23 protein-coding genes are annotated in these 23698 nt (G+C 63.0%); 6 read left to right on the forward strand and 17 right to left on the reverse strand.

Features of this window, described 5'->3' with window-relative positions:
• The first annotated feature begins 131 nt into the window (after positions 1-131).
• Both prfB and lysS read left to right on the forward strand, forming a co-directional pair.
• Positions 132-1230, forward strand: a protein-coding gene (gene prfB / locus KW824_RS08460) for a peptide chain release factor 2 (RefSeq protein WP_218409526.1) whose coding sequence is annotated in 2 segments (ribosomal slippage) — positions 132-206 and positions 208-1230 — 1098 coding nt in all. Because the reading frame shifts where the segments join, the coding sequence is not laid out codon by codon here.
• A gap of 20 nt (positions 1231-1250) precedes the next feature.
• Positions 1251-2789, forward strand: a complete 1539-nt coding sequence (gene lysS, locus KW824_RS08465; RefSeq protein ID WP_005326517.1) for a lysine--tRNA ligase — start codon at positions 1251-1253, stop codon at positions 2787-2789.
• A gap of 93 nt (positions 2790-2882) precedes the next feature.
• Here lysS and KW824_RS08470 read toward each other — a convergent pair whose 3' ends face one another.
• Positions 2883-3683, reverse strand: a complete 801-nt coding sequence (locus tag KW824_RS08470; protein ID WP_371316606.1) for a PhzF family phenazine biosynthesis protein — start codon at positions 3681-3683, stop codon at positions 2883-2885.
• A gap of 185 nt (positions 3684-3868) precedes the next feature.
• Between KW824_RS08470 and KW824_RS08475 the strand changes: the two genes are divergently transcribed.
• The 3 genes from KW824_RS08475 to KW824_RS08485 are packed head-to-tail and all read left to right on the forward strand — an operon-like array spanning position 3869 to position 8179.
• A complete protein-coding gene (locus tag KW824_RS08475; RefSeq protein WP_218409621.1) occupies positions 3869-5659 on the forward strand; it encodes an assimilatory sulfite reductase (NADPH) flavoprotein subunit in 1791 nt (596 codons plus the stop codon).
• The gene (gene cysI / locus KW824_RS08480; protein WP_005326510.1) at positions 5659-7383 is read left to right on the forward strand and encodes an assimilatory sulfite reductase (NADPH) hemoprotein subunit; all 1725 of its coding nucleotides are present in this window, start codon (positions 5659-5661) and stop codon (positions 7381-7383) included. The genes KW824_RS08475 and cysI overlap by 1 nt, the downstream gene beginning before the upstream one ends.
• Positions 7373-8179 (forward strand): phosphoadenylyl-sulfate reductase, encoded by an 807-nt coding sequence (locus KW824_RS08485; RefSeq protein WP_218409527.1) that lies wholly within the window; start codon positions 7373-7375, stop codon positions 8177-8179. The genes cysI and KW824_RS08485 overlap by 11 nt, the downstream gene beginning before the upstream one ends.
• Before the next feature lie 90 nt (positions 8180-8269).
• Here KW824_RS08485 and proX read toward each other — a convergent pair whose 3' ends face one another.
• The 7 genes from proX to KW824_RS08520 all read right to left on the reverse strand — a co-directional run bounded on the left by proX (position 8270) and on the right by KW824_RS08520 (position 14440).
• Entirely contained in the window at positions 8270-9289 is a 1020-nt protein-coding gene (gene proX / locus KW824_RS08490; RefSeq protein ID WP_218409528.1) for a glycine betaine/L-proline ABC transporter substrate-binding protein ProX, read from the reverse strand.
• Positions 9286-10437: a glycine betaine/L-proline ABC transporter permease ProW gene (proW, locus tag KW824_RS08495; RefSeq protein ID WP_256351300.1), complete on the reverse strand. Its 1152-nt coding sequence runs from the start codon at positions 10435-10437 to the stop codon at positions 9286-9288. The genes proX and proW overlap by 4 nt, the downstream gene beginning before the upstream one ends.
• Complete coding sequence (proV, locus tag KW824_RS08500) at positions 10434-11630, reverse strand: glycine betaine/L-proline ABC transporter ATP-binding protein ProV (RefSeq protein WP_218409529.1); 1197 nt, start codon at positions 11628-11630, stop codon at positions 10434-10436. Before proV ends, proW begins: the two co-directional genes overlap by 4 nt.
• 467 nt (positions 11631-12097) lie before the next feature.
• Entirely contained in the window at positions 12098-12592 is a 495-nt protein-coding gene (folA, locus tag KW824_RS08505; protein WP_043129962.1) for a type 3 dihydrofolate reductase, read from the reverse strand.
• A gap of 24 nt (positions 12593-12616) precedes the next feature.
• Positions 12617-13084 (reverse strand): threonine/serine exporter family protein, encoded by a 468-nt coding sequence (locus KW824_RS08510; RefSeq protein ID WP_041205157.1) that lies wholly within the window; start codon positions 13082-13084, stop codon positions 12617-12619.
• Positions 13081-13878 (reverse strand): threonine/serine exporter family protein, encoded by a 798-nt coding sequence (locus KW824_RS08515; RefSeq protein WP_049832147.1) that lies wholly within the window; start codon positions 13876-13878, stop codon positions 13081-13083. The genes KW824_RS08510 and KW824_RS08515 overlap by 4 nt, the downstream gene beginning before the upstream one ends.
• Before the next feature lie 223 nt (positions 13879-14101).
• Positions 14102-14440 carry a DUF3135 domain-containing protein gene (locus KW824_RS08520; RefSeq protein ID WP_218409530.1) on the reverse strand — a complete coding sequence of 113 codons (339 nt, stop codon included), beginning with the start codon at positions 14438-14440 and terminating at the stop codon, positions 14102-14104.
• Between the two features lie 403 nt (positions 14441-14843).
• On the opposite strand from KW824_RS08520, the gene mog reads away from it, so the two are divergent.
• The gene (gene mog, locus KW824_RS08525; protein ID WP_005332022.1) at positions 14844-15374 is read left to right on the forward strand and encodes a molybdopterin adenylyltransferase; all 531 of its coding nucleotides are present in this window, start codon (positions 14844-14846) and stop codon (positions 15372-15374) included.
• Positions 15375-15423: 49 nt separating this feature from the next.
• Here the strand turns inward: mog and KW824_RS08530 are convergent, their stop codons facing one another.
• The 9 genes from KW824_RS08530 to KW824_RS08570 all read right to left on the reverse strand — a co-directional run bounded on the left by KW824_RS08530 (position 15424) and on the right by KW824_RS08570 (position 23625).
• The gene (locus KW824_RS08530) at positions 15424-15837 is read right to left on the reverse strand and encodes a DUF2541 family protein (RefSeq protein ID WP_043129965.1); all 414 of its coding nucleotides are present in this window, start codon (positions 15835-15837) and stop codon (positions 15424-15426) included.
• Between the two features lie 101 nt (positions 15838-15938).
• Positions 15939-17165 (reverse strand): beta-ketoacyl-ACP synthase, encoded by a 1227-nt coding sequence (locus KW824_RS08535; RefSeq protein ID WP_182787928.1) that lies wholly within the window; start codon positions 17163-17165, stop codon positions 15939-15941.
• A 91-nt stretch (positions 17166-17256) separates the two neighbouring features.
• A complete protein-coding gene (locus KW824_RS08540; protein WP_005332017.1) occupies positions 17257-17982 on the reverse strand; it encodes a 3-ketoacyl-ACP reductase FabG2 in 726 nt (241 codons plus the stop codon).
• Positions 17979-18452 (reverse strand): hotdog family protein, encoded by a 474-nt coding sequence (locus tag KW824_RS08545; RefSeq protein ID WP_218409531.1) that lies wholly within the window; start codon positions 18450-18452, stop codon positions 17979-17981. Before KW824_RS08545 ends, KW824_RS08540 begins: the two co-directional genes overlap by 4 nt.
• The gene (locus KW824_RS08550) at positions 18449-19630 is read right to left on the reverse strand and encodes a beta-ketoacyl-[acyl-carrier-protein] synthase family protein (RefSeq protein ID WP_218409532.1); all 1182 of its coding nucleotides are present in this window, start codon (positions 19628-19630) and stop codon (positions 18449-18451) included. The genes KW824_RS08545 and KW824_RS08550 overlap by 4 nt, the downstream gene beginning before the upstream one ends.
• Positions 19627-20184 carry a DUF3261 domain-containing protein gene (locus KW824_RS08555; RefSeq protein ID WP_218409533.1) on the reverse strand — a complete coding sequence of 186 codons (558 nt, stop codon included), beginning with the start codon at positions 20182-20184 and terminating at the stop codon, positions 19627-19629. Before KW824_RS08555 ends, KW824_RS08550 begins: the two co-directional genes overlap by 4 nt.
• On the reverse strand, positions 20181-22538 hold the full coding sequence (locus KW824_RS08560; protein ID WP_218409534.1) for an MMPL family transporter: 2358 nt from the start codon (positions 22536-22538) through the stop codon (positions 20181-20183). Before KW824_RS08560 ends, KW824_RS08555 begins: the two co-directional genes overlap by 4 nt.
• 50 nt (positions 22539-22588) lie before the next feature.
• Positions 22589-23203: an outer membrane lipoprotein carrier protein LolA gene (locus KW824_RS08565; RefSeq protein ID WP_218409535.1), complete on the reverse strand. Its 615-nt coding sequence runs from the start codon at positions 23201-23203 to the stop codon at positions 22589-22591.
• A complete protein-coding gene (locus KW824_RS08570; protein ID WP_042648425.1) occupies positions 23200-23625 on the reverse strand; it encodes a thioesterase family protein in 426 nt (141 codons plus the stop codon). Before KW824_RS08570 ends, KW824_RS08565 begins: the two co-directional genes overlap by 4 nt.
• Between the last annotated feature and the right edge of the window lie 73 nt (positions 23626-23698).

A 23698-nucleotide genomic window follows, 5' to 3' on the forward strand; every position in this document is an offset into this window, starting at 1 on the left:
GCAAGAATGCACAAAACGGCATCCGAAATCGGTGACAGAAGGCGGCCAGGGCCAGCCAACCCTGTTTATTCCTTCCGCAATTGGCTAGAATATCCCGTTTTTAAATCACATCGACCCCGAGAGTTTTCACGATGTTTGAAGTCAATCCTGTATTAAACAAGCTTAAGGAGCTGTCTGAGAGGACCGAGCTGCTTAGGGGGTACCTTTGACTATGACGCCAAGAAAGAGCGTCTAGAAGAGGTCAATGCCGAGCTGGAACAGCCGGATGTCTGGAATGAGCCGGAACGCGCACAGGCGCTGGGCAAGGAACGCGTGTCGCTGGACAACGTGGTCACCACCATAGACGTCTTGACACAAGGTGCTGAGGACGTCGAGATGCTGGTCAGCCTGGCGGTCGAGGGCGAAGACGAGGAGACCTTCAACGAGGCCGTCGCCGAAGCCGATCAGCTGGAAGCCAAGCTGGTGGATCTCGAGTTCCGTCGCATGTTCTCCGGTCAGCACGACGGCTCCGACTGCTACATCGACATCCAGTCCGGCTCCGGCGGCACCGAGGCCCAGGACTGGGCCAACATGGTGCTGCGCATGTACCTGCGCTGGGGTGATGCTCACGGCTACAAGCCCGAGCTCATCGAATGCTCCGAGGGCGACGTGGCCGGCATCAAGTCCGCCACCGTCAAGTTCACCGGCGAGTATGCCTTCGGCTGGCTGCGCACCGAAACCGGCGTACACCGTCTGGTTCGCAAATCGCCGTTCGATTCCGGTGGCCGTCGCCACACCTCGTTCTGCTCCGTCTTCGTCTATCCCGAGATCGATGACGACATCGAGATCGAGATCAACCCGGCGGATCTGCGCATCGACGTCTACCGCGCCTCTGGTGCCGGTGGTCAGCACGTCAACCGGACCGAGTCCGCGGTGCGTATCACCCACGTCCCGACCGGCGTCGTGGTGCAGTGCCAGAACGACCGTTCCCAGCACAAGAACAAAGATCAGTGTATGAAGCAGCTGAAGGCCAAGCTCTACGAGCTGGAAATTCAGAAGCAGAACGCCGAGAAGCAAGCCCTCGAAGAGACCAAGTCCGACATCGGCTGGGGCAGCCAGATCCGCTCCTACGTACTGGATGACTCCCGTATCAAGGATCTGCGTACCGGCGTCGAGACCCGCAATACCCAATCGGTACTCGACGGCGACTTGGACAAGTTTATCGAAGCCAGCCTGAAATCAGGCCTGTAAACAGAGCAGCAGGAATCACCATGTCTGAACAAACCACTACTCCGGAAGTCGACCAGACTCTCGAACTGAACAACGAGATGACTGAGCGTCGCTCCAAGCTGGCCGCCTTGCGCGCCCAGGGCAACCCTTTCCCCAACGACTTCCGTCGTGACAGCCTGTCCGGCGATCTGCACGCCGAGTTTGGCGACAAGAGCGCCGACGAGCTGGTGGCCTTGAATAAACGGGTGAAGATTGCCGGTCGTATCATGACCCGCCGGATCATGGGCAAGGCTTCCTTCGCGACCCTGCAGGACATGGCTGGCAAGATCCAGATCTACGTGACCCGTGACGACCTGCCGGAAGGCTTCTACAACGAGCAGTTCAAGAAGTGGGATCTGGGGGACATCGTCGGTGTCGAAGGGACGCTGTTCCGCACCAACACCGGCGAGCTCTCCGTCCATGTGGGCGAAATCCGCCTGCTGACCAAGGCACTGCGTCCGCTGCCTGAGAAGCACAAGGGCCTGACCGATCAGGAAGCTCGCTGCCGCCAGCGCTACCTGGATCTGATCGCCAACGAAGAGTCCCGCAAGACCTTCATGATCCGCACCCAAGTGGTGGCCGGCATCCGCAAGTTCTTCAACGAGAAGCGCTTCATGGAAGTGGAAACCCCCATGATGCAGGTCATCCCGGGTGGTGCCTCCGCGCGTCCGTTCGTTACCCACCACAATGCGCTGGACATCGACATGTACCTGCGTATCGCCCCCGAGCTCTATCTGAAGCGTCTGGTGGTGGGTGGTTTCGAGCGTGTCTACGAGATCAACCGCAACTTCCGTAACGAAGGGATCTCGGTGCGTCACAACCCCGAGTTCACCATGATCGAGTTCTACATGGCCTATGCCGATTACATCGATCTGATGGATCTCACCGAGGAGCTGCTGCGCACCCTGGCCCAGGACATCCTGGGTGACACCAAGATCCGTTACGCCAAAGAGGGCGAAGAGGGTCTGACCATCGACTTCGGTCAGCCGTTCCAGCGCCTCACCATGGTCGAGTCCATCCTGAAGTTCAACCCGGATGTGACCAAGGACGATCTGGCCACCCTGGAGAGCGCCACCGCCGTCGCCAAGCGTCTGCACATCGAGCTGATGAAGGGCTGGGAGCTGGGCCACGTGATCACCGCCATCTTCGAAGAGACCGTTGAGCACATGCTGCTGCAACCGACCTTCATCACCGAGTACCCGGCTGCCGTCTCTCCGCTGGCCCGCCGCAACGACGTGAACCCGGACGTGACCGATCGCTTCGAATTCTTCATCGGTGGCCGCGAGCTGGCCAACGGCTTCTCCGAGCTGAACGATGCAGAAGATCAGGCCAAGCGCTTCCAGGATCAGGTGAACCAGAAAGAAGCGGGCGACGACGAAGCCATGTTCTACGACGCCGACTTCGTCACCGCGCTGGAACACGGCCTGCCGCCGACTGCCGGTCAGGGTATTGGTATCGACCGTCTGGTGATGCTGTTCACCAACAGCCACACCATCCGTGACGTCATCCTGTTCCCGGCCCTGCGTCCGCAACAGAAATAAGCCTGCTGCTCGGCCAGCCCGAGCGCGCTAGCAATAAAACGCCCCGCAACTGCGGGGCGTTTTTTATGGCGAAGACAACAACCGGCTTGCGGCTTATGGGCAGGGTGGCAGCAGCCACTCACCCTGCCACAGGGTCAGCGCCTGACCCGACATCCACACCCTGTCTCCCTGCAACTCGAGCACAAGCTCCCCGCCGCGCGCGGAGATCTGGCGCGCCCTCAGTTGCGCCCTGCCGAGGCGCTCGGCCCAGAAGGGTACCAAGGCGCAGTGGTTGGAGCCGGTGACCGGATCCTCCTCCACCCCGACCCAGGGGGCGAAATAGCGAGAGACAAAGTCATGGTCCGGACCCTTCGACGGCGCCGTCACCATCAGGCCACGACCGGGCAAGGCCCGCAGGGCGTGGAAGTCCGGCTTGAGGGCCTGCACCTCCTGCTCGCTGCCGAGCACCAGCAGGAACTTGGCACCGGCGGCCAGGGTCTGCAGCGGCGTGCAGCCGAGGGCCTCGGCATAAGCGGGATCCAGTGTCAGTGGAGCAAGGGGGGTACGCGGAAAGTCGAGCCGGATCCACTCCCCCTCGGCGCTGGCCTCCAGCAGGCCGCTGCGGGTCTCGAAGCGCAGCGTCTGGGAGCGGGCCACAGCCCCGCTTTGCCACAGCACATGGGCCGCCGCCAGGGTACCGTGACCGCAGAGATCCACCTCGACCGTCGGGGTATACCAGCGCAGCCGATAGTGCGCCTCCGCCAGGGGGCTGAGGAAGGCGGTCTCCGACAGGTTGAACTCCGCCGCCATGGCCTGCAGCTCGGCATCGCTGCGCTCCGGCCCCAATACGACGATGGCGGGATTGCCCCCGAAGGGGTGCTGGCTGAAGGCATTGACATGAAACAGTCTGGACATCGGCAGATCCTGAGAGGCAGAAAGGGACTCAATATTGCGATTTTTATACCACAGCCGGGGAGTCGCTGAGGCGGATTTTGGCTTTATAAATTCATAAATCGCATAAAGAAGATATTTTTATTCTTTGTTGTTATTCATTACACCCCTTAACCTGACCAAAAATCAGACCATGGAAGACGTGTGTGATGCAATTGACAGCCCCAATACCCAACATAAGCCCGCTCTCTGACGAACAGCAGCGCCAACTGAATCAGGTCTTGTCGACCCTCAACACCCAGCAACTCGCCTGGGTGAGCGGTTATCTCTACGGCCTCTCCCAGTCTGGCGTCCAGAGCGTCGCCACCAGCGCCGCCGTGGCCGCCCCCAGTGGCAGCCTGACCATTCTCTACGGCTCCCAGACCGGCAACGCCAAGGGTGTCGCCAGCGCCATCCAGGCTCAGGCGAAGGCCCACGGTCTGCCGGTGACCCTGACCTCGATGGCGGACTACAAACCCAAGCAGCTCAAGAAAGAGAGCCATTTGCTGGTGGTAGTGAGCACTTACGGGGAGGGTGAACCGCCGGAGAGCGCGGTCGATCTGTTCGAGCAGCTCAAGAAGGGCAAGATTGGCAAACTCGAGGGCCTCAAGTTCGCCGTGCTGGGGCTGGGTGACAGCTCCTATGAATTCTTCTGCCAGACCGGCAAGGACTTCGACGACTTCCTGTCAAAAGCCGGGGCCGAGCGCATTCATGAGCTCGCGAGCCTGGACGTGGATTATCAGGACGCGGCCAGTGCCTGGGGCGAACAGGCAGTCAATGCCGTCGCCACCACCCTCTCTGCTGGCGCCGCGACAGCCAGCGTAGCGGGCTCGGTGCAGCAAGCCGTCGGCCATAGCCAGTATCACAAGGAGAACCCCTTCCCGGCACGGCTCTCGGTCAATCAGAAGATCACCGGCCGTGACTCCACCAAGGATATCCGCCATATCGAGATCAACCTGGAAGAGTCCGGCATCACTTATCAGCCGGGGGATGCCCTGGGTATCTGGTTCGACAACGACGCCGATCTCGTGGGGGAAGTGCTGGCCCTGACCGGCCTCAATGGCGATGAAGCCACCGCCCAGGGCCCGCTGCGCGCGGCCCTGACTCGCCACTTCGAGCTGACCCGCTTGCACGGCGGTTTCATCACAGGGCTCGCTGACATATCGGGCAACGCGGCACTGAAAGACCTGGCAGGCGACAAGGCTCAGGTCAACGCCCTGGTGGCCAGCGCCCAGGTGGTGGATGTGCTGAAACGCTTCCCCGCCACACTCACTGCAGAGCAGCTTGTCAAACTGCTGCGCCCGCTGACCCCGCGCCTCTACTCCATCGCCTCCGCCCAGAGCGAGGTGGAAGAAGAGGTGCACCTGACCGTGGGCGTGGTGCGCTACCCGCAGGAAGATGGCACAGTGCGCAGTGGCGGCGCCTCCTCCTATCTGGCGGACCGTCTGCCTGAAGACGCCGAGGTCCGGGTATTTGTGGAGCACAACGACAACTTCCGACTGCCCGCCAACCCCGACACCCCCGTCATCATGGTGGGCCCGGGTACCGGCATTGCGCCGTTCCGCGCCTTTATGCAGGAGCGGGAAGCTCAGGGTGCCGAGGGCAAGAACTGGCTCTTCTTCGGCAACCCCCACTTCACCCAGGACTTCCTCTATCAGGTGGAGTGGCAGCGTTATGTGAAATCCGGCCTGCTGTCGAAGATCTCCCTGGCCTTCAGCCGGGATCAGGCCAACAAGATCTATGTGCAGGACCGCCTGCGTGAAGCTGGGCTTGAGCTCTACCAGTGGCTGGAAGCTGGCGCTCACTTCTATGTGTGTGGCGACGCCAACCACATGGCGAAGGATGTGCAGGAAGCCCTGCTGGATGTGATTAGCGATCATGGCCACAAGAGCCGTGAAGAAGCAGAAGAGTATTTGAGCGAATTGCGTCGTGCCAAACGTTATCAAAGGGATGTCTACTGATGAGCAAGCAACCAATCTCGAAGCAAGCAGCAGGACCGGTTGAAGGGCCACTGTCCGACAACGAACGCCTCAAGCGCGAAAGCAACTTCCTGCGCGGCACCATAGCCGAGGATCTGCAGGATCCCCTCACCGGTGGCTTCAATGGCGACAACTTCCAGCTGATCCGTTTCCACGGCATGTATCAGCAGGATGACAGAGACATCCGCCCCGAGCGCACCGCCCAGAAGCTGGAGCCGCTGCACAACGTCATGCTGCGTGCCCGTCTGCCAGGCGGCATCATCACCCCGGCCCAGTGGCAGGTGATCGACAAGTTCGCCGAAGAGCACAGCCTGTACGGCAGCATCCGCCTGACCACCCGCCAGACCTTCCAGTTCCACGGGGTGCTCAAGCGCGACATCAAGCTGATGCACCAGACCCTCAACAGCACCGGCATCGACAGCATAGCCACCGCGGGCGACGTGAACCGCAACGTGCTCTGCACCAGCAACCCGGTGGAGTCCGAGCTGCATCAGGAGGCCTACGAGTGGGCCAAGAAGATCTCCGAGCACCTGCTGCCCAAGACCCGCGCCTACGTGGAGATCTGGCTGGACGGCGAGAAGCTGGGTGGTGACGAGGAGCCGATCCTGGGTTCCAACTACCTGCCGCGCAAATTCAAGACGACCGTGGTGATCCCGCCCCACAACGATGTGGACATCCATGCCAACGATCTCAACTTCGTAGCCATTAGTGATCACGGCAAGCTGGTGGGCTTCAACGTGCTGGTGGGCGGGGGTCTGGCCATGACCCACGGCGACACCAGCACCTACCCGCGCAAGGCGAGCGATTTCGGCTTCATCCCGCTCTCCCACGTGCTGGAGGTGGCGGCCGCCGTGGTCAGCACCCAGCGCGACTGGGGCAACAGGGTCAACCGCAAGAACGCCAAGACCAAGTACACCCTCGAGCGAGTGGGGGTCGAGGCCTTCAAGGCCGAGGTGGAGAGCCGGGCCGGCATCCAGTTTGGCGAGGTTCGCCCCTACGAGTTCACCAGCCGTGGCGATCGTTTCGGCTGGGTGGAGGGGATCGACGGCAAGCACCACCTGACCCTCTTCATCGAGAACGGCCGCCTGCTGGACTTCCCGGGCAAGCCCCTCAAGACCGGCATGCTGGAGATCGCCAAGGTGCACCAGGGGGACTTCCGTCTCACCGCCAACCAGAATCTCATCATCGCCGGGGTGCCTGCCGGCGAGAAGGCCCGCATCGAAGCCCTGGCGCGCCAGTACGGCCTGCTGGACGACGGCGTCAGCGAGCAGCGCAAGCAGTCCATGGCCTGCGTGGCCCTGCCGACCTGCCCCCTGGCGATGGCGGAAGCCGAGCGCATGCTGCCGGCCTTCGTCACCGACATCGAAGCCTTGCTGGCAAAACACGGTCTGGCGGATGACGCCATCATCTTCCGGGTCACCGGCTGCCCCAACGGCTGCGGCCGCGCCATGCTGGCGGAAGTGGGCCTGGTGGGCAAGGCGCCGGGCCGCTACAACCTGCACCTGGGGGGCAACCTCGAGGGGACCCGCATCCCTCGCCTGCACCTAGAGAACATCACGGAGCCGCAGATCCTGGCCGAGCTGGATACCCTGATCGGCCGCTGGGCCAAGGAGCGCGACGGGAACGAGTGCTTCGGCGACTTCGTGATCCGGGTTGGGGTGGTTGCGCCCGTTATCGACTCCGCGAGGGACTTCTATGCAGCCTGAACTGACTGAAAGCGGGCGGTTGACACTGACCGCCGATGGCAGGCTCGACCTCGATGCCCTGCTGGCCCTCGGCCGCGAGGAGCAGACCGAGGCGCTGGCCCCTCTCAACCGGGAGCTGGACGCCATGAGCGCCCCCGAGCGGGTGCGCTGGGCGCTGGCGAACCTGCCGGGGGAACACGTGCTGTCGTCGAGCTTCGGCATCCAGGCGGCGCTGATGCTGCACCTGGTGAGCCGCGAGCGGGCCGATGTGCCTGTGGTGCTGACCGATACCGGTTATCTCTTCCCGGAGACCTACAACTTCATCGACGAGTTGACCGAGCGCCTCACCCTCAACCTGAAGATCTACCGGGCCGAGCTCAGCCCGGCCTGGCAGGAGGCCCGCTTCGGCCTCTTGTGGGAGCAGGGAGTGGAGGGGATCACCCGCTACAACCAGCTCAACAAGGTGGAGCCGATGGACAGGGCGCTGCGGGAGCTGGGCGCCCGCACCTGGTTCTCCGGCCTGCGCCGGGAGCAGGCCGGCAGTCGCGGCAAGCTACCGGTGCTGGCCATCCAGCGCGGCCGCTTCAAGTTTCTGCCGGTGATCGACTGGAGCAACAAGGACGTCTTCTACTACTTCAAGGAGCACGACCTGCCTTACCATCCCCTGTGGGAGCAGGGCTACCTCTCGGTGGGCGACGTCCACACCACCACCAAGTGGGAACCGGGCATGAGCGAGGAGCAGACCCGCTTCTTCGGCCTCAAGCGTGAATGCGGCCTGCACGAAGAGAACGGCGAGCACGACGGTTCCGGCATCTGATCCCGGGAGCAAGCGGCTGACCATCAAAAACGCCCGGCAATAGCCGGGCGTTTTGCTTGCTGGCATCCATGGACTGGGCCGAGGCGGGGTTTAGCCCGCAGACTGCTCTTTCGCAGCGGCGGCGCGCGCCTGGGCCAGCCAGTCATTGACCAGGGCCTCGTGTCCCTTGAGCCAGGCATCGGCGTGACGCTCCACATCCGCCGGCTTGTTCTGCCCCTTGTTCATCAGACCGTTCTGGATGTTGATGTCATTGAGGGGCAGCTTGACGATGGAGAAGAGCTTGGCGGCCGCCGGGTTGGCCTCGGCAAACTGCTTGTTGGCGACGATATGCATGGTGTTCACCGCAAAGCCGTAGTTCTTGCCGTTCGGCAGCCGGGTCTTGTCCCCATCAGGGGCATCGGCGGGTACCTCCAGCCACACCACATCCTTGCCCGGCACCAGCTCGCTGCTGAGCCAGTAGGGGGTCCAGGTGTAGTAGAGCACCGGTTTGCCAGCCTGGTAACGGGCCAGGGTATCGGCGATCAGGGCCGCGTAGTTGCCCTGCTTGTGGGTCACCTTGGGGGTCAGGCCGAACTCGTCCAGATGATGGTTGATGGCCCCTTCGCAGCCCCAGCCCGGGTTGCAGCCCACCAGATCGGCCTTGCCGTCGCCATCGCCGTCAAACAACGCAGCCAGCTTGGGATCCTTGAGCTGGCCCAGGTTGGTGATGCCGTATTGGGCTGCGGTCTTCTTGTCGATGAGGTACCCCTGGGCGGCACCGGCCACATAGGTGCCCTGACGGAAGAACACCTTGTCACCCCCTGCCTGCTCGTACTTGTTGTCCTGCAGCGGTATCCAGTTGAAGGCGAGGAAGGTGCCGTCCCCCTGCGCCACCGAGGCGTAGGCCACGTTGTAGTCCACCTCCTGGGCGGGCTGCACCTCATAACCGAGGCGCCCCATCAACTTGCTGACCAGCAGGCTCTGGAAGGCCTCCTCCGGCAAGGAGCTCTGCAGGGGCTGCACCTTGACCCCCTCCCCCGGCAACTCGGCGCTGGCCATGACGTGCGGACTCAGCAGTTGGGTACTCAGCAGCAATGTGCCCAGGGTCAATCCTTTATTGATCTGTCTCATGCGTTTACTCCTTTGTAATCGATTTTCTTGTCACGACCGGCCAGACGCAGCAGCAGGGCGGCGGGGCCACGTTGATACCAGCGGCCGGTACGGGTGCGATCCGGTTGTCCCATCGCCTGGGTGAGGCGATCCAGTACGATAGCCAGCAGCACTATGCCGAGGCCGCCGATGGAGGCGAGCCCCATATCGAGCCTGCCTATACCGCGCAGCACCATCTGGCCAAGGCCCCCGACCGCTATCATGGAGGCGATCACCACCATGGAGAGCGCCAGCATCAGGGTCTGGTTGACCCCGGCCATGATGGTGGGCATGGCGAGCGGCAGTTGAACCTTGAACAGCAGCTGGGAGGGGCTGGCACCGAACGAGTGGGCCGCCTCCACCAGATCGGCGGGCACCTGACGAATACCCAGCATGGTGAGCCGGATCATGGGCGGCAGGGCGAAGATGACGGTCACCACCACCCCGGGCACGTTGCCGATGCCAAACAGCATGACGATGGGGATGAGATAGACAAACGCCGGGGTGGTCTGCATGGCATCCAGCAGCGGCCTAGTCCAGGTGGAGAGCCGCTCGCTACGGGCCAGCAAGATGCCCACCGGCAAGCCGATCAGCACGCAGAAGAACAGCGAGGTCAGTACCAGGGCGAGGGTCACCATGGCATCGGACCAGGCCCCGATAAGGCCGATCCCAACAAGGGAGGCGAGCGTGCCGAGCGCCATGCGGCCGCCCACCAGCTGCCAGGCGATCAGGGTCAGGAGCCCCATCATCAGGGTGGAGGGCACCGTCTGCAGCAGCTGGGTCATGGCCCCCAGCGCCAGCTCCACGGGGGCGCGGATCAGCTGGAACACAGGCCGCAGGTTCTCCACCAGCCAGCCTATGCCCCCCTCGACCCAGGTATCCAGCGGCACCATGGCCTGCTGGAAGGGGTCCAGCCAGTCGACGGCGGCACTGTCATCGACGGCTGCGATCTGGCTCTGCCAGTCTGCCGCCTCCGTGGCCGTACTGCCCCAGGGATCCTCGGCTGGCGTGATGGTGGTCGCAGCGCCCCAGGGATCGGCCTGCGCCTCGTCGGCCCAGGTGGGAGCGCTGGTCAATAGCAACAGTGCCATCAAGCCGGTCAGCAGACGGTTAAAGGGGTTGAGATTCATACCGGTGTACTCCTGTCCAGGGTGTTGAGCAGATTGGCCTTGGAGATGAGTCCCAGATAGGTGCCATCCTCCTCGACCACGGGCACCTGACAGGGTGCGGCGGCCACCTGGCTGATGAGTTCATTGAGGGAGGTGTCCGCCAGTATGGGCTGGATGTCCGCCAGCAGCGCCTGCTCCAGGCTTCCCTTGTCACGGACCGCCCGGCCGAGCGACTCGACCGAAACGACGCCGAGGAAGCGGCGGCTGCGATCCACCACATAGCCGTACTCCCGCTCCAGCTCCTTGAGCTGGCGCAGGGCATTGCCCGGCCCGTCCGTGGTGTGCTTCTTGATGAGGGGGGTCTGCTTGCGGCTGGCCACATCTCGGGCGCTGAAGACGTTGGCGAGATCCACCCCGCGAAAGAAGGCGCGCACATAGTCGTTGGCGGGCTGGTTCAGGATCTCGTCCGGGGTGCCCACCTGCACCAGCTGGCCATCCTGCATGATGGCGATGCGATCGCCGATACGCATCGCCTCGTCCAAATCGTGGGAGATAAAGACGATGGTGCGCTGCTGGCTCGCCTGCAGCTTGAGCAGCTCGTCCTGCATCTCGGTGCGGATCAGGGGATCCAGCGCCGAAAAGGCCTCGTCCATCAGCAGGATATCGGGGTCATTGGCGAGCGCCCGGGCCAGACCGACCCGCTGCTTCATGCCGCCGGAGAGGGCGTCGGGGAAGGCGTCAATCCACTGACCCAATCCCACCTGATTGAGCGCCTGGCGGGCACTCTGCTGGCGCTCCGCCAGCGGCACCCCGGCCAGCTCCAGGCCGAAGGCGGTGTTTTCCAGCACGCTCAGGTGTGGCATCAGGGCGAAGGACTGGAACACCATGCTGATCTTCTTGCGGCGCACCTGGCGCAGCTCGCGCTCCGAGATGGCGGCGATGTCCTCGCCGTCGATCAGCACCTGGCCACGGGTCGGCTCTATCAGCCGGTTGAATAGGCGCACCAGGGTGGATTTGCCCGAGCCGGAGAGGCCCATCACCACGAAGATCTCCCCCTCGTGGATGGCCAGATTGACATCCTGGACCCCCAGGGTCTGCCCGGTCTTTTGCAGGATGCTGGCGCGGTCGTGCCCTTTCGCCAGCAATTTGAACGCTTTTTCCGGCTGATCGCCGAAGATTTTGTAGAGTGATTTAACCTCGAGTTTGACTGTCATATTGTCCTTTTTTCATGGTCGACGACTTGCAAGGCAAACCGTCGAACGCGAGCCAACTACTTTTAACACTAAGTAATTTTTGGACCCAATAAAAGAACCATAAGAGTCTCAATGAAGAGCATCAATCATAACATATTGATTTTAAATGGTTATTTTTAACATAAAAAACCATCTAAATGTGACATAACAGCATATGTTCGACAATGAAATGCAAACAAATTCAATCAAAGTGCCGAATATATTGAGAAAAAGGCTTGATTCAGGGGTAGGATACGAGGAAATAACTGCACTTATCTTCGAAGGGTTAGTTTGATTAGACAACTAATCATTTTAGGGGGGTGGACAAGAAAAGAGCTGATCAAGCGACGCTGTATAAATACCTCCATTCACCGCGCCAGGAGCAGCCAACAAAAAGGCCCCTTGCGCAGCGCAGGGGGCCTTTCATCTACCACGGCAATACGCTGTCGTCAGCGCCTCTGCCAGGTCTCGAAACAGTAGGGATGAGGGTTTTTCTCATCAGCCTCATGAGGCTCGCGTTCAACGCAATGCCACTCTCCCTCATCGAAGGCGGGGAAGCGGGTATCCCCTGCCACCGCCAGATCGATCCGGGTCAGATAGAGGCTGTCGGCCCGGGGCAACAGCTGACCATAGAGATGGCCGCCGCCGATCACCATCAGCTCATCTGGCGCCTCGGCCTCAGATAAGGTGGCCAATACCTCGTCGATGGATGAAAAAACCTCTATGCCTGGTGCTTTGAATCCAGGGTTACGGCTAATGACCAGGTTTCGGCGCCCGGGCAAGGGCCGACCGATGGACTCGAAGGTCTTGCGCCCCATCAGTACCGGCTTGCCCAGGGTGACCCGCTTGAAGTGGGCCAGATCCGCCGGCAGGTGCCAGGGCATCTGGTTGTCCAGACCGATCACACGATCGTGGGCCATGGCGGCAATCATGGAGATTTTCATGGTGTCAGCCTCTCACACAACCATTCATATTATGGGCCGGTTACGGTACACGACCAGGGAGGGTATCGCCAGCCCGAAGCTCAATGCGCCTACTATAAAGATAGCCTTCAAGCCGTTCTCCACCGCGCTCTGGATAAGCTCCATGGTCACCCCGGAGATGTTGAGCTCCACTATGGCTATCATCGCCTTGAAGGCATAGCTGCCGGGGATCATGGGGATGATGGAGGCGACGCTGAACACCGGACGCGGCGCCAGCAACCGGCGCGACCAGTAGACGCAGACAAAGCCGACCGTGGTCGCCGCCGCCAGGGTGGCCCACTCGATGGGCATGCCGTAATGGATGAGCAGGGTACGCAGACTGTGGGCCAGGGCGCCGCCCATGGCGCAGTACTTCAACATCCGTGGCGGCACGTTGAACAGCATGGCAAAACCCACCGCCGGAATGGCAGACCAGAAGGCATCCTTGGCCAGCAGCCAGATCAAATCCATCATACCTTCCACCCCCAGATGCCGGTCACCGACATGGCGAGAATAATCCCTATCGCCGCGCTGATGGTCAGCAGGGTCGCCGTGCCCCAGCGGGCCAGCCCCATGTTGAAGTAACCCTTCACCATGTCGGAGACCGCGTTGATCAGCGGAAAACCGGGCACCAGCAAGAGCACGCTGGCGGCCATGGCGAGATAGGGCTGCTCGCCCCAGCCAAAGAAGGTGGCGCTGGAGGCGAGCAATGTGGCGATGAAGCCGGTCACGGCAAAATTGATGAGGGGGCTATGGTGGTGGCGAGCCATCAGCTGGCGAACCCGCATGGCGACCGAGGCCGAGAGGCAGGTCACCATGAAAATGGGCCAGTCACCGCCGAACAGCAGGCTGAAGGCGCCGCAGGAGAGCCCCACCATGGGCACCACCAGCCAGGGGTGGTAGTGAAACGGCACTATGCCGTCGAGCCGCTGACGCACCTCGCGCGCGCCGATCAGCGCCTTTTCAGCCATGATGCAGATACGCTGGATCTCGCACACCACCTGCATGTTGATGCCATGCTCGCGCACCCGCCGGGTGGTGGTGACACAACTGCCCTGATAGAGGCTGGTCAGCACGATGGCGCTGGAGGAGATGGCCATCTCGACGCTCTCCAGCCCCAGTGCCAGGCCAAGCCGAACCGTGGTCTGCTCTATGATGCGGCTCTCGGCCCCGAACTGGGCCAGCATCTGACCCGCCTTGACGATGATCCGGGTGATTTCCGTCTGCTGCTCCCGCGACAGCTCCCTTCCTGGTGTGATGCTGCTCATGATCCCTTTGAGTGTTAGCAAGGTGGAATATGCCGTGATATTACCCCAACCCTTATATTCCTTCATCTATATCTGCTGATTTACCTGACCACTGTGTTATTCATACTTGTACCACACATCCATTTGCAGCAAATAAAAAACAAACCACCCAGCTTATTAACATTGGATGGTTTGAACTGAATGAAATATTGAGAAATAACGAGACTGGATGCCTGCCAACGCATTATTTATCCTTCACACGCTCTACCAGCCAGATCACATTGTTCGGCGGCACAATCTCTTCGCTCTCCTCCTGAGACGCCTCCTGCAGGTGAACGATGTGGCGGCGCATGGCATGAACGGATTCGTGCATCATATTGGCGATCCGGATGCAGCTGTCCATATTGTTCCTGGCGAGACGACGCTGACAGTCGATGCGAAACTGCAGGCCTCGCAACCGCCGTTGCTGGTCCGGCCCCACCTGCGCGATCAGTGCCTCTATCTGCTGGTGCAGCAAGGCATCGAGCCGCTCCGGCTCGGCCAGGGCCCAGTGTTTCAGCGTATCAAAATCCGGCATCTCCATATCCCCTCCTGGCCAGACGCCTTGCGTGAATCTGTGTGACCACACCCGGCACATCATTTCGCTGTCCATAAACAGGTTATATAAGATGGTGGCGATTTAGGGTCAGCCCGCACCGATCCACAGGAGTCTGATTTTTCATCCGTTTGGCGAATATGGGTCGGAAGGAAATATTTATTCGTTATGATTCATGAAATTATCCTCATGCGACCTGCGTCACTTTTTTTATAAATTTTAAAGGCTTTTATGGTTCTTCTTATTCCCTATTCATCGATAGCGAATAAATCTGCTTTTCGTTCGACTCTCAAATCTGGCCTTCCTGTGTCACGCCCATGCCGGTGCTTTAACATATCTCACTGATTATGTTATTTTATTTACCACTTTTTCCAATGACCAAGGGCAGATCATGAGCAAGGCAAGAATCGGTATCGTCACCGTCAGCGATCGCGCCAGCGCGGGCATCTATGAGGACCTCTCCGGCAAGGCCATCATAGACACGCTGAACGCCTATCTGACCTCAGAGTGGGAGCCCGTCTATCAGGTGATCCCGGATGAGCAGGATCAGATCGAAGCGACCCTGGTCCGGCTGGCGGACCAGGAGCAGTGCTGCCTCATCGTCACCACCGGCGGCACAGGGCCGGCCAAGCGGGATGTGACTCCGGAGGCGACCGAGGCGGTGTGCGATCGCATGATGCCGGGCTTTGGCGAACTGATGCGGGCCGAGTCCCTCAAGTTCGTGCCGACCGCCATCCTGTCGCGCCAGACCGCCGGCCTGCGCGGCAGTTCCCTCATCGTCAACCTGCCGGGCAAGCCCAAGTCCATCCGCGAGTGCCTGGATGCGGTCTTCCCCGCCATCCCCTACTGCATCGACCTGATGGAAGGGCCCTATCTCGAGTGCGACGAAGCCGTCATCAAGCCGTTTCGCCCCAAGAAATAGGCCCTGAGTGGGCGGGGAGCTCCCCGTCCACCTCCCAACTTGCAGCCGTTTATTTGCGGCCGTATACCTTGACCCCCGCCTTGCTCCCTTCCGAATTGCCATAGACCTCGACTCGCTTGATGCAAACCCGACTGCCGAGGGATTTCCAGCCGGACTCCTGATCCTCTTTCAGGCTCTTGTCAAAGTGCAGGGTCTTGCTGCGGTCATTGCCGTAGATCACCTTGACCCTGTCCAGGGTCAGCTCCCTTCCCGCCTTGACCATGATGGACCTGGCCGGTCGGCAGATGATGATGGGAATAATGGCTGGATGGTCGCCCACCCCCAGCAGGATGGTGTTACCCAGTCGAAATTCATCATCAGCCCTGACGGGCGAGGCCGGCCCCCACCACAGGCAAGAGAGTAGAAAGGCCAGCAGACCAAGGCGCAGCGAAGATTGAACAGAACAAAAAGCTAAAACAGACATGATGCCTCCCAACAAAGTGGGAGACATATTAATTAATCAAACCTAAACCCAAGCTGTACTGGAGCTGTACCGGGTGCAACCGGACGGGCTGGACAGCCCCCTCAACCCCAGCGCTTGAAGATGAGGGAAGTGTTGATACCACCGAAGGCGAAGTTGTTGGACATCAGGTAGTCCACCGCCAGCGTGCGGCCATTGCCCATCACGTGATCCAGCGGGGCACAGGCCGGATCCGGCTCGGTCAGGTTGATGGTGGGGGCAAACCAGCCCTCCTGCATCATCTCCAGCGCCAGCCAGGCCTCGATGGCGCCGCAGGCTCCCAGGGTATGGCCGAAGTAGCTCTTGAGCGACGATATGGGGGTCTTGTCGCCGAAGATGGCGGCGGTGGCGTGGCTCTCGGCGATGTCGCCGCGCTCGGTGGCGGTGCCGTGGGCGCTGATGTAGCCGATGTCGGCGGCCTTGAGTCCGGCCTGGGCCAGCGCCATCTCCATGCACAGCTGCATGGTCTCCTGCTGGGGCTGGGTCACGTGGGCGGCGTCGCAGTTGGTGGCAAAGCCCACCAGCTCGGCGAGGATGGTGGCCCCGCGCGCCTGCGCATGTTCCAGCTCCTCCAGCACCAGGGTGCCTGCCCCCTCGCCAATCACCAGCCCGTCCCGCTGCCGATCGAACGGTCGCGGCGCCAGCTCGGGGTTGTCGTTCATCTGGCTGGTGGCAAACAGGGTGTCGAACACCACGGCCTCCGACGGGCAGAGCTCCTCGGCCCCGCCGGCCACCATCAGGGTCTGATAACCGTGCTTGATCGCCTCAAAGGCGTAGCCAATGCCCTGGCTGCCGGAGGTGCAGGCGCTGGAGGTAGGGATCACCCGCCCGCGCAGACCGAAGAAGAGGCCGGCATTGACCGCCGCCGTGTGCGGCATCATCTGTACATAGGTGGTGGCCGTGATGCTGGCGGTGCTCTTGTCGTTGAGCATGACCCCGAAGGCACGGATGGGCTCCGTGCTGCCGATGGAGGAGCCATAGGCGATGCCGGTGCGACCATCGGTCAGCACGGGGTGGTCGGTAAGTCCCGCCCGTGCCAGCGCCAGTTCGGTGGCCACGGTAGCCAGCTGGGAGACTCTCCCCATGGCCCGCGTCTTCTTGCGCGGATAGTGGGCGGGCAGCACAAAATCGGCAATGGGCGCCGCCAGCCGGGTATTGAGCCCCTCGTAGATGGCCCATTCCGGCATGGCCACCACCGCATTGCGCCCCGCCTGCAACTTTGCCCGCACGCTCGGCCAGTCCTGGCCGAACGCCGTCACCCCGGCCATGCCGGTTACCACTACCCGCTTCATACCATACCGCCATTCGCAGAGATAAGCTGGCGTGCCACAGAGACAGCACCATGTTGAATCAACATCAGACAAGATCTCACCAACATCCGCGTCATACCATGCCCCCGTTGATGGAGATGACCTGACGCGTGACATAGCCGGCGATGTCCGACATCAGGTAGGAGACCAGCCCGGCCACCTCGTCAGCCTGCCCCATGCGCTTGAGCGGGATCAGCTTCAGCGCCTCGGCCTTCACCTCGGCATCCACCATGCCGGTGTCGATAAGGCCGGGTGCCACGCAGTTCACCGTGATCTTGCGCTTGGCGAGCTCCAGCGCCAGCGCCTTGGTGGCCCCCATGATACCCGCCTTGGCGGCGCTGTAGTTGACCTGGCCCCGGTTGCCCATCAGGCCTGAGACCGAGGAGATGGTCACGATACGGCCGCCCCGGCGCAGGCCTATCATCGGCATGATGCAGGGCTTGAGCAGGTTGTAGAAGCCATCCAGATTGGTGTGCAGCACCCCGTCCCACTCTTCGTCGGTGAGGGCGGGAAAGGCGCCGTCACGGATGATGCCGGCATTGCAGACCACACCGTAATAGGCGCCGTGTTCGGCCATGTCGGCCTCCAGCCGCACGCGACAACCCTGGCGATCGGCGATGTCGAACTGGATCAGGCGCCCCTGCCCACCGGCCGCTTGCAGGCTGGCCAGCGTCGCCTCGGCACCGGCGCGGTCGCCGTGGTAGTGCACCACGACGAGAAAACCGTCGGCGGCCAGCTTGAGGGCGATGGCGCGGCCTATCCCCTTGCTGGCGCCCGTGACCAATACGGTAGAGATCATGAAACGTCCTTCGCTAACAAATCGGATAACTCGCCGGGTGCGGGTTGATAGGTCGAGAGGCGTGCGGTGGCGCACTCCCGCCCATCTTGCAGGATCCGGCATTCGAAACTGGCCATGCCGCCGTCTTGCAACAGGCAGCTGGCCTCTATGGTGAGCAGGGCCCCCGCAGCAAAGCTAGTGGGCTGGCAGCGGTACTTGCGGGTGCCGAGCAGCATGCCGATACGCACCGGCTCGCCGCGCAATCGTCCCTGCATGCCAGCCCAGGCGGCGATGGTCTGGGCCATCAGCTCGATGCCGACCCAGGCGGGCAACGAGCCCTCGCCATCGAGCAGCAAGGCGTGGCGGGCACCGACCCGGGTCTCGCAGCACGCCCGGCTCGCATCCACGGCGCAGAGCCGATCCAGCAGCAGCATGGGGGCCTGATGGGGCAGCAGGGTCTCGATGGCGGGCAACGGAGTGATCTCATTCATGAGGCAGATCTCCCGAACAGCAGGCTGACATTGTTGCCACCGAAGGCAAAAGAGTTGGAGAGGATCCGGGGCGTCGCCAGCGGGGTGGTGCCACTCACCAGCCGGATGGGAGCCAGCGCCAGATCCCCCGTCATCACCCGCTGGGGTGGCAACGGCAGTGCCCGTTCCAGCAGCAGGCAGGCGAGCGCAGCCTCGATGGCCCCCGCCGCCCCCAGAACATGGCCGGTGAGCGGCTTGGTGGAGCTGCAAGGCACCCTGTCCCCGAACAGGCGATAGACGGCCTGGCTCTCCATGGCGTCATTGAGGCGGGTAGCGGTGCCGTGCAGGTTGATGTAACCCACCTGCTCCGGCGTCAGGCCTGCCTGGGCCAGCGCCATGCCCATGGCCGCCTCGGCCCCCATGCCGTCTGGATGCGGCGCCGAGATGTGCCAGGCATCGGACGACTCCCCCGCCCCCAGCAGCGCAAGCGGCGCAGGCTGTCTGCTCAGCAGAAAGAGCGCCGCCCCCTCGCCGATGTTGATCCCCTGGCGGCCGTTGTCGAAGGGCTGGCAGAGGGTGCCACTGAGGGACTCCAGGCTGTCAAAACCGTTGAGAGTCAGCCCGCACAGGCTGTCGGCGCCCCCGACCAGCACCGCATCCACCAGTCCGGCCGCCAGCATCCGCTGACCGCTGATGAAGGCGCGGGCGCTGGAGGAGCAGGCGGTGGAGAGGGTGTAAGCGGGTCCTTCCAGGCCGAGGTGGCGAGCCAGAAACTCGGACGGGGAGCCCAGCTCCTGCTGACGATAGTCAAAGACGGGCGGCACGGCCTCCCCGCGCCGGGCAGCCGCCACCGCCAGTTCGGCCTCGCCGATCCCGGCGGTGCTGGTGCCGAGCACCAGCCCCACCCGCGCAGGGCCAAACGTCGCCAGCGCCTCGCCGAGGGCGGGCCGGATCTGGGCCAACGCCGCCAGCAGCAGCTGGTTGTTGCGCGAGGCGTAAGGAGCCAGTGCCGCCGGAATGACTGGCAACTCCCCCTCCACCCGCCCCACCGGGGTCTGGCGGCCATCCAGCAAGGCCTGGTTGTGGCGGGTGAGCGGCGTGCTCCCCTTGGCCTGCCAGGCCAGCAGGGCCTCGGCGCTGGCATCAACGCCCTCACCCAGTGCCGAGATGAGGCCATAGGCGGTGATAAAACAGCTCATCGGCTCAGGGTCTCCAGTTGCAGGCGGTAGTGGAATACGTGCTGCTGCAGGCTGACCGGCTCGCGCACGCCGTCGATGTCGCGGTAATGGATCTCGCTGACCAGGGTGCCATCGGGGGCTCGCAGCCGGCGCGTCAGCCCTTGGTCCCGCAGCGTCCAGCCCGGTGGCAACTGCGGCTGCCAGCTGGCCAACGGCCAGTAGCAGAGCATGACGTCCGTCAGCACCTGGGTCACGGGCGGCATGCCGGTGGCGAGCAGCGGACTCAGTTGTTGGGTCGTTATGCCCTGCTGATCGTAACGCACTCGGAACAGCCGCACCCCGCTCGGGGTCAGGCCGACCAGGGTCAGCTGGTGGCCATCGGCCTCCAGCACCGTCATCAGCTGATGAGCGCTCTCACCCACTGTGGCTGTCAGCAACTGCTGGCGATAGAAGGGGGTGGCCAGCACGGGGGCCGGCAGCGTCATGACGGTTCCCTTGTCGAGATAGGCGGTGGGGGTCGGCTGGCTGCTGCAGCCCCCCACCAAGAGGATGAGTAATGCGAACAGTGATCTCATGGTTGCTCAGGCTCCCGCTCGTCATGCCTCCGCTTGTCCGCTTCCCTGTCCAGCACCAGGGGCGACAACAGGAAGGCGGTAAAGATACCGCCGCTCAGCACCAGACCAAAGCCCGCGATGGCGGGGGTGTGACTCAGCGCCAGCAGACCGAAGGCCAGCTGGGTGGTGAGGTTCGCCAGCAGGATGGCGAGCAGGGTGGCACTCTGCCGCGTCAGCTCGTGCCCGCTGTGGGCGAAAAAGAGACCATAGTCGATGCCGATGCCGAAGATGAGGCTGAGCGCCAGCACCCCGAACAGGGTGAGCGGCTGGCCGCAGGCGGCGAGCAGCGCCAACCCCATGGCCAGCGCAATCAGGTTGACCAGCAGCACCCGGGCCGCCCGGGCCGCCCCCATCCGCCGCCAGAGCAGCAGGGCCACCAGGCCGATGGCTACCGACAGCAGCTCCGCAAGCTTGATCCGGTAGTGGGCGAACAGCTGGCTCCACTCGCTGCGCTGATCCTGCCAGTAGACTCCCTGCTCGGTCGCCGCCAGCGCCGTCAGGGCCCCTTCGTCCACCCCCCCCACCAGCGGCACCCAGATGGCGACACGGCCATCGTCCAGCGAGTGCCACAGCAGACGGCTCCCCTCGCTGACCGGGCTGGCCAGCCAGGCCGCCGGGGTCAGCCAACCGGGCTCGCGGGCGGGCGCTTGCCCCCCTGCTGGTATTGGCACCCCGGCCTCTTGCAGCCGGGTCACCACTTGGGGCAACAGGGCCCGGATGGCGGCCGCATCCTGCTGCTGGCGCGCCAGCGAAGGCAGCCAGCGGGAAAGAGAGACAAAATCCTGCAGCACACCGCGCTGTTTAAGCTCGGCCAGCCGGCCATCGAGCCGCTCCAGTCGTTGCAGCGCCTGTTCGCCGTCCGCTCCCGTCACCAGAAAACCCTGCATGCCGCCCTGCTGACCGGTCAGGGTCTTGATCTGGCTCTCCTGCGCCTGCAGTTCCACCGGCAAGGGTTGCAGCCGGCGGATGTCGTCATCCACCCGCAGCTGGCTGATGCCAAGAGCGGCCAGCAGCAGGCAGAAGAGCGGCAGGCCGATACGCACCAGCGGGCGTTGCCGCCAGGCCCTGAGCCAGGCCATCAGCAGTGGCTGAATGACCAGGGGCCGAGTCGGCAGCGGGCCGGACCAGCGCGGAAACAGGCAGAGCACGGTGATGAAGGCGCTGAACAGGCCCGCCAGCGCACACACCGCCAGCTGCTGCAGCCCGGGGAAGGGGGCGAACCAGAGCAGGCCATAACCGATCAGGGTGGTCAGCACCGCCAGCGACAGGCTCGGCAGCAGCCGTAGCCGGGTCTGATGCGCGCTCTCGTCGCCGCCGTGCAACCGCCGCTCGCACAGGAAGTGGATGGCGTAATCGATGGCGATGCCGATGAGGCTGCTGCTGATGACCAGGGTGAAGACATGGATCTCGCCAAACAGGATGAGCACGGCGCCCAGCCCCCACATCAGTCCCACGCCGATGGGCAGCAGGGAGAGCAGCAGCGCCCGGGTCGAGCGGAACACGCCCCAGATCAGCAGGATGACCCCGATCATGGAGCCAAGCCCTATGGTGGAGATGTCCTGCTGGGCCAGGTTGCTGGCGTGCTGGCTGTAGAAGAGGGTGCCACGGCGCAGCAGCTCGGCACCGGGATAAGCCTGGGCCAGCCGCTGCTCGGCGTTGTCGAGCGCCCTCAGCACCCCCTGATTGCGCTGGATGTCGAAGGCGGAGAGATCCAGCTCGGCGCGCACCATGTACCAGTCACGCCCCCCCTTGTCCCGGCTGACCAGCCAGCCCGCCTTGAGCTGCATGGGGCCGCTGACCTCGGCCAGCACCCCGGCCCGGGTCAGCAGCAGCGGATCGCTCTGCCACTCGGCGCGAGAGACGCCGCCAAAGGGCGAGTAGATCTGGCCGAGCACCCACTGGCTCCAGCCCTCGGCGCCAGCCGCCAGCCGGGCCCGGCTCGCCTCATCCAGCCGCTGCCAGGTGAGATCGTGCAGATAGACCTGCCAGGCGGAGGCCAGCTCGGGCTGATGCCCCTTGATGTGGGAGAAGGCCGCTATCTGGCCGAGTTGTGTTACCCATAGCTCGGCCGCCGCCTGCCCGCGCTGTCCGGCCGGCAGACTCAGCATCCAGACCAGCTGGCGGTCGAGCTGCTGCAGCAAGCCCTGTTGCAGGGCCGGATCCAGATCGCTGCGGGATGCGTGGGGCAGCAGATCCATCAGGCTGGTGTTGATGCGGCTGTGGGGCAGCTGCCAGGCGAGTACCGCCGCCAGCAGCAGACAGAGGCCGATCCAGAGCGTGCCAAGCCGATGCCAGGTGGTTTCAGCTTGCAGCAAGGTCGACTCTCCCGGCCAGACCACGGGCAGTGGCAGGGCGCGATGCGGGGCTAGTGGAGAGCAAAGCGGGCCTGCTCCTCAGGGGTCAATGGCAGGCTTCGATCCTGCCAGGCACTGAAACGGATGCGGGTGCTGTCCCCCTGCTTGTCGGCGATAAGCAGCTGATCCAGCTGCCCCTGCCCGCTCAGGGTGAGGCTGGCGAACACCTTGTCGAGCGGCGCCTGCGTGGGCACCATCACCAGCTGCCAGCCCGCCTCCGAGCTCTGGAAATCGATGCTGAAGTAGCGGCTCAGGGTCGCCTCGTCCGAGCCGAACAGCGCCAGCAGCATCTGGCTGAATTCCAGCAGTTGGGGGCTGTCGATGACGGTGGCGGGCTGACCCGCCACCTGCTGCACCATGCGTTGCGGCGTCAGGGTCAGCGTCAGGGCAAAGGGCTTCTGCTGCTGCCACCAGAGCCCGAGATCGCGCACCAGCAACAGCTCGCCGGAGGCTTTGAGCGGCTGACTCAGTCCAGCCACCTGTTTCTCCTGCTCGAAATGGGCCTGCCGGGCCGGGCTCAGGATCAGCAACTGCTGCACCTGGTCACGGGTCAGGGGGGCCGCCTGCAGTGGCCACGCCAGCAGCAGGACCAGCCCGACCATCAGCCGATTCAGAAGAGGGGTCATTGGCTCACCCCCAACTTGTCCAGCAGCACCTGAGGCGAGGCCAGACACATCTCGCCGCTCGCCTTGCTCACCGCCACCTGGATGCTGTAGCCCTTGCTGGTGCGGGTGCCGCTCACGGCATCGCTCAGCAGGTAGTCGATCTTCAAGCGGTTCTGGTACTCGGTCAGGGTGGCGCGCACCCGCACCCGCTGGCCGAAGCGCAGCGACGCCAGGTACTTCATCCGGGTGTCGATGATGGGCCAGAGGTAGCCGGAGGCCTCCATCTGCGGATAGTTGTAATCGATGAGGTCGAGCAGGGCGCAGCGGGCCAGCTCGATGTAGCGAAAGTAGTGGCCGTGCCAGGCGACCGCCATCATGTCCACATCGTGGAATGGGATGGTCACCTCGATCTCAGTACTGATCTGCCAGGGTTCTTGCTGCATGGTTTTTCTCACAAGTCGTTTCCCCGCCAGCGCGACAAAGCCGCCCAGTCCACGTCATGGAATGGGATGGTCA

It is taken from the genome of Aeromonas sp. sif0611 (assembly GCF_019218845.1).
Classification (GTDB): domain Bacteria; phylum Pseudomonadota; class Gammaproteobacteria; order Enterobacterales; family Aeromonadaceae; genus Aeromonas; species Aeromonas media.

Bases quoted from the DNA above. Each gene is read 5' to 3' on its own strand.
- lysS (WP_005326517.1), top strand. From the start codon at position 1,251: ATGTCTGAACAAACCACTACTCCGGAAGTCGACCAGACTCTCGAACTG.
- KW824_RS08470 (WP_371316606.1), bottom strand. From the start codon at position 3,683: ATGTCCAGACTGTTTCATGTCAATGCCTTCAGCCAGCACCCCTTCGGG.
- KW824_RS08475 (WP_218409621.1), top strand. From the start codon at position 3,869: ATGCAATTGACAGCCCCAATACCCAACATAAGCCCGCTCTCTGACGAA.
- cysI (WP_005326510.1), top strand. From the start codon at position 5,659: ATGAGCAAGCAACCAATCTCGAAGCAAGCAGCAGGACCGGTTGAAGGG.
- KW824_RS08485 (WP_218409527.1), top strand. From the start codon at position 7,373: ATGCAGCCTGAACTGACTGAAAGCGGGCGGTTGACACTGACCGCCGAT.
- proX (WP_218409528.1), bottom strand. From the start codon at position 9,289: ATGAGACAGATCAATAAAGGATTGACCCTGGGCACATTGCTGCTGAGT.
- proW (WP_256351300.1), bottom strand. From the start codon at position 10,437: ATGAATCTCAACCCCTTTAACCGTCTGCTGACCGGCTTGATGGCACTG.
- proV (WP_218409529.1), bottom strand. From the start codon at position 11,630: ATGACAGTCAAACTCGAGGTTAAATCACTCTACAAAATCTTCGGCGAT.
- folA (WP_043129962.1), bottom strand. From the start codon at position 12,592: ATGAAAATCTCCATGATTGCCGCCATGGCCCACGATCGTGTGATCGGT.
- KW824_RS08510 (WP_041205157.1), bottom strand. From the start codon at position 13,084: ATGATGGATTTGATCTGGCTGCTGGCCAAGGATGCCTTCTGGTCTGCC.
- KW824_RS08515 (WP_049832147.1), bottom strand. From the start codon at position 13,878: ATGAGCAGCATCACACCAGGAAGGGAGCTGTCGCGGGAGCAGCAGACG.
- KW824_RS08520 (WP_218409530.1), bottom strand. From the start codon at position 14,440: ATGGAGATGCCGGATTTTGATACGCTGAAACACTGGGCCCTGGCCGAG.
- mog (WP_005332022.1), top strand. From the start codon at position 14,844: ATGAGCAAGGCAAGAATCGGTATCGTCACCGTCAGCGATCGCGCCAGC.
- KW824_RS08530 (WP_043129965.1), bottom strand. From the start codon at position 15,837: ATGTCTGTTTTAGCTTTTTGTTCTGTTCAATCTTCGCTGCGCCTTGGT.
- KW824_RS08535 (WP_182787928.1), bottom strand. From the start codon at position 17,165: ATGAAGCGGGTAGTGGTAACCGGCATGGCCGGGGTGACGGCGTTCGGC.
- KW824_RS08540 (WP_005332017.1), bottom strand. From the start codon at position 17,982: ATGATCTCTACCGTATTGGTCACGGGCGCCAGCAAGGGGATAGGCCGC.
- KW824_RS08545 (WP_218409531.1), bottom strand. From the start codon at position 18,452: ATGAATGAGATCACTCCGTTGCCCGCCATCGAGACCCTGCTGCCCCAT.
- KW824_RS08550 (WP_218409532.1), bottom strand. From the start codon at position 19,630: ATGAGCTGTTTTATCACCGCCTATGGCCTCATCTCGGCACTGGGTGAG.
- KW824_RS08555 (WP_218409533.1), bottom strand. From the start codon at position 20,184: ATGAGATCACTGTTCGCATTACTCATCCTCTTGGTGGGGGGCTGCAGC.
- KW824_RS08565 (WP_218409535.1), bottom strand. From the start codon at position 23,203: ATGACCCCTCTTCTGAATCGGCTGATGGTCGGGCTGGTCCTGCTGCTG.
- KW824_RS08570 (WP_042648425.1), bottom strand. From the start codon at position 23,625: ATGCAGCAAGAACCCTGGCAGATCAGTACTGAGATCGAGGTGACCATC.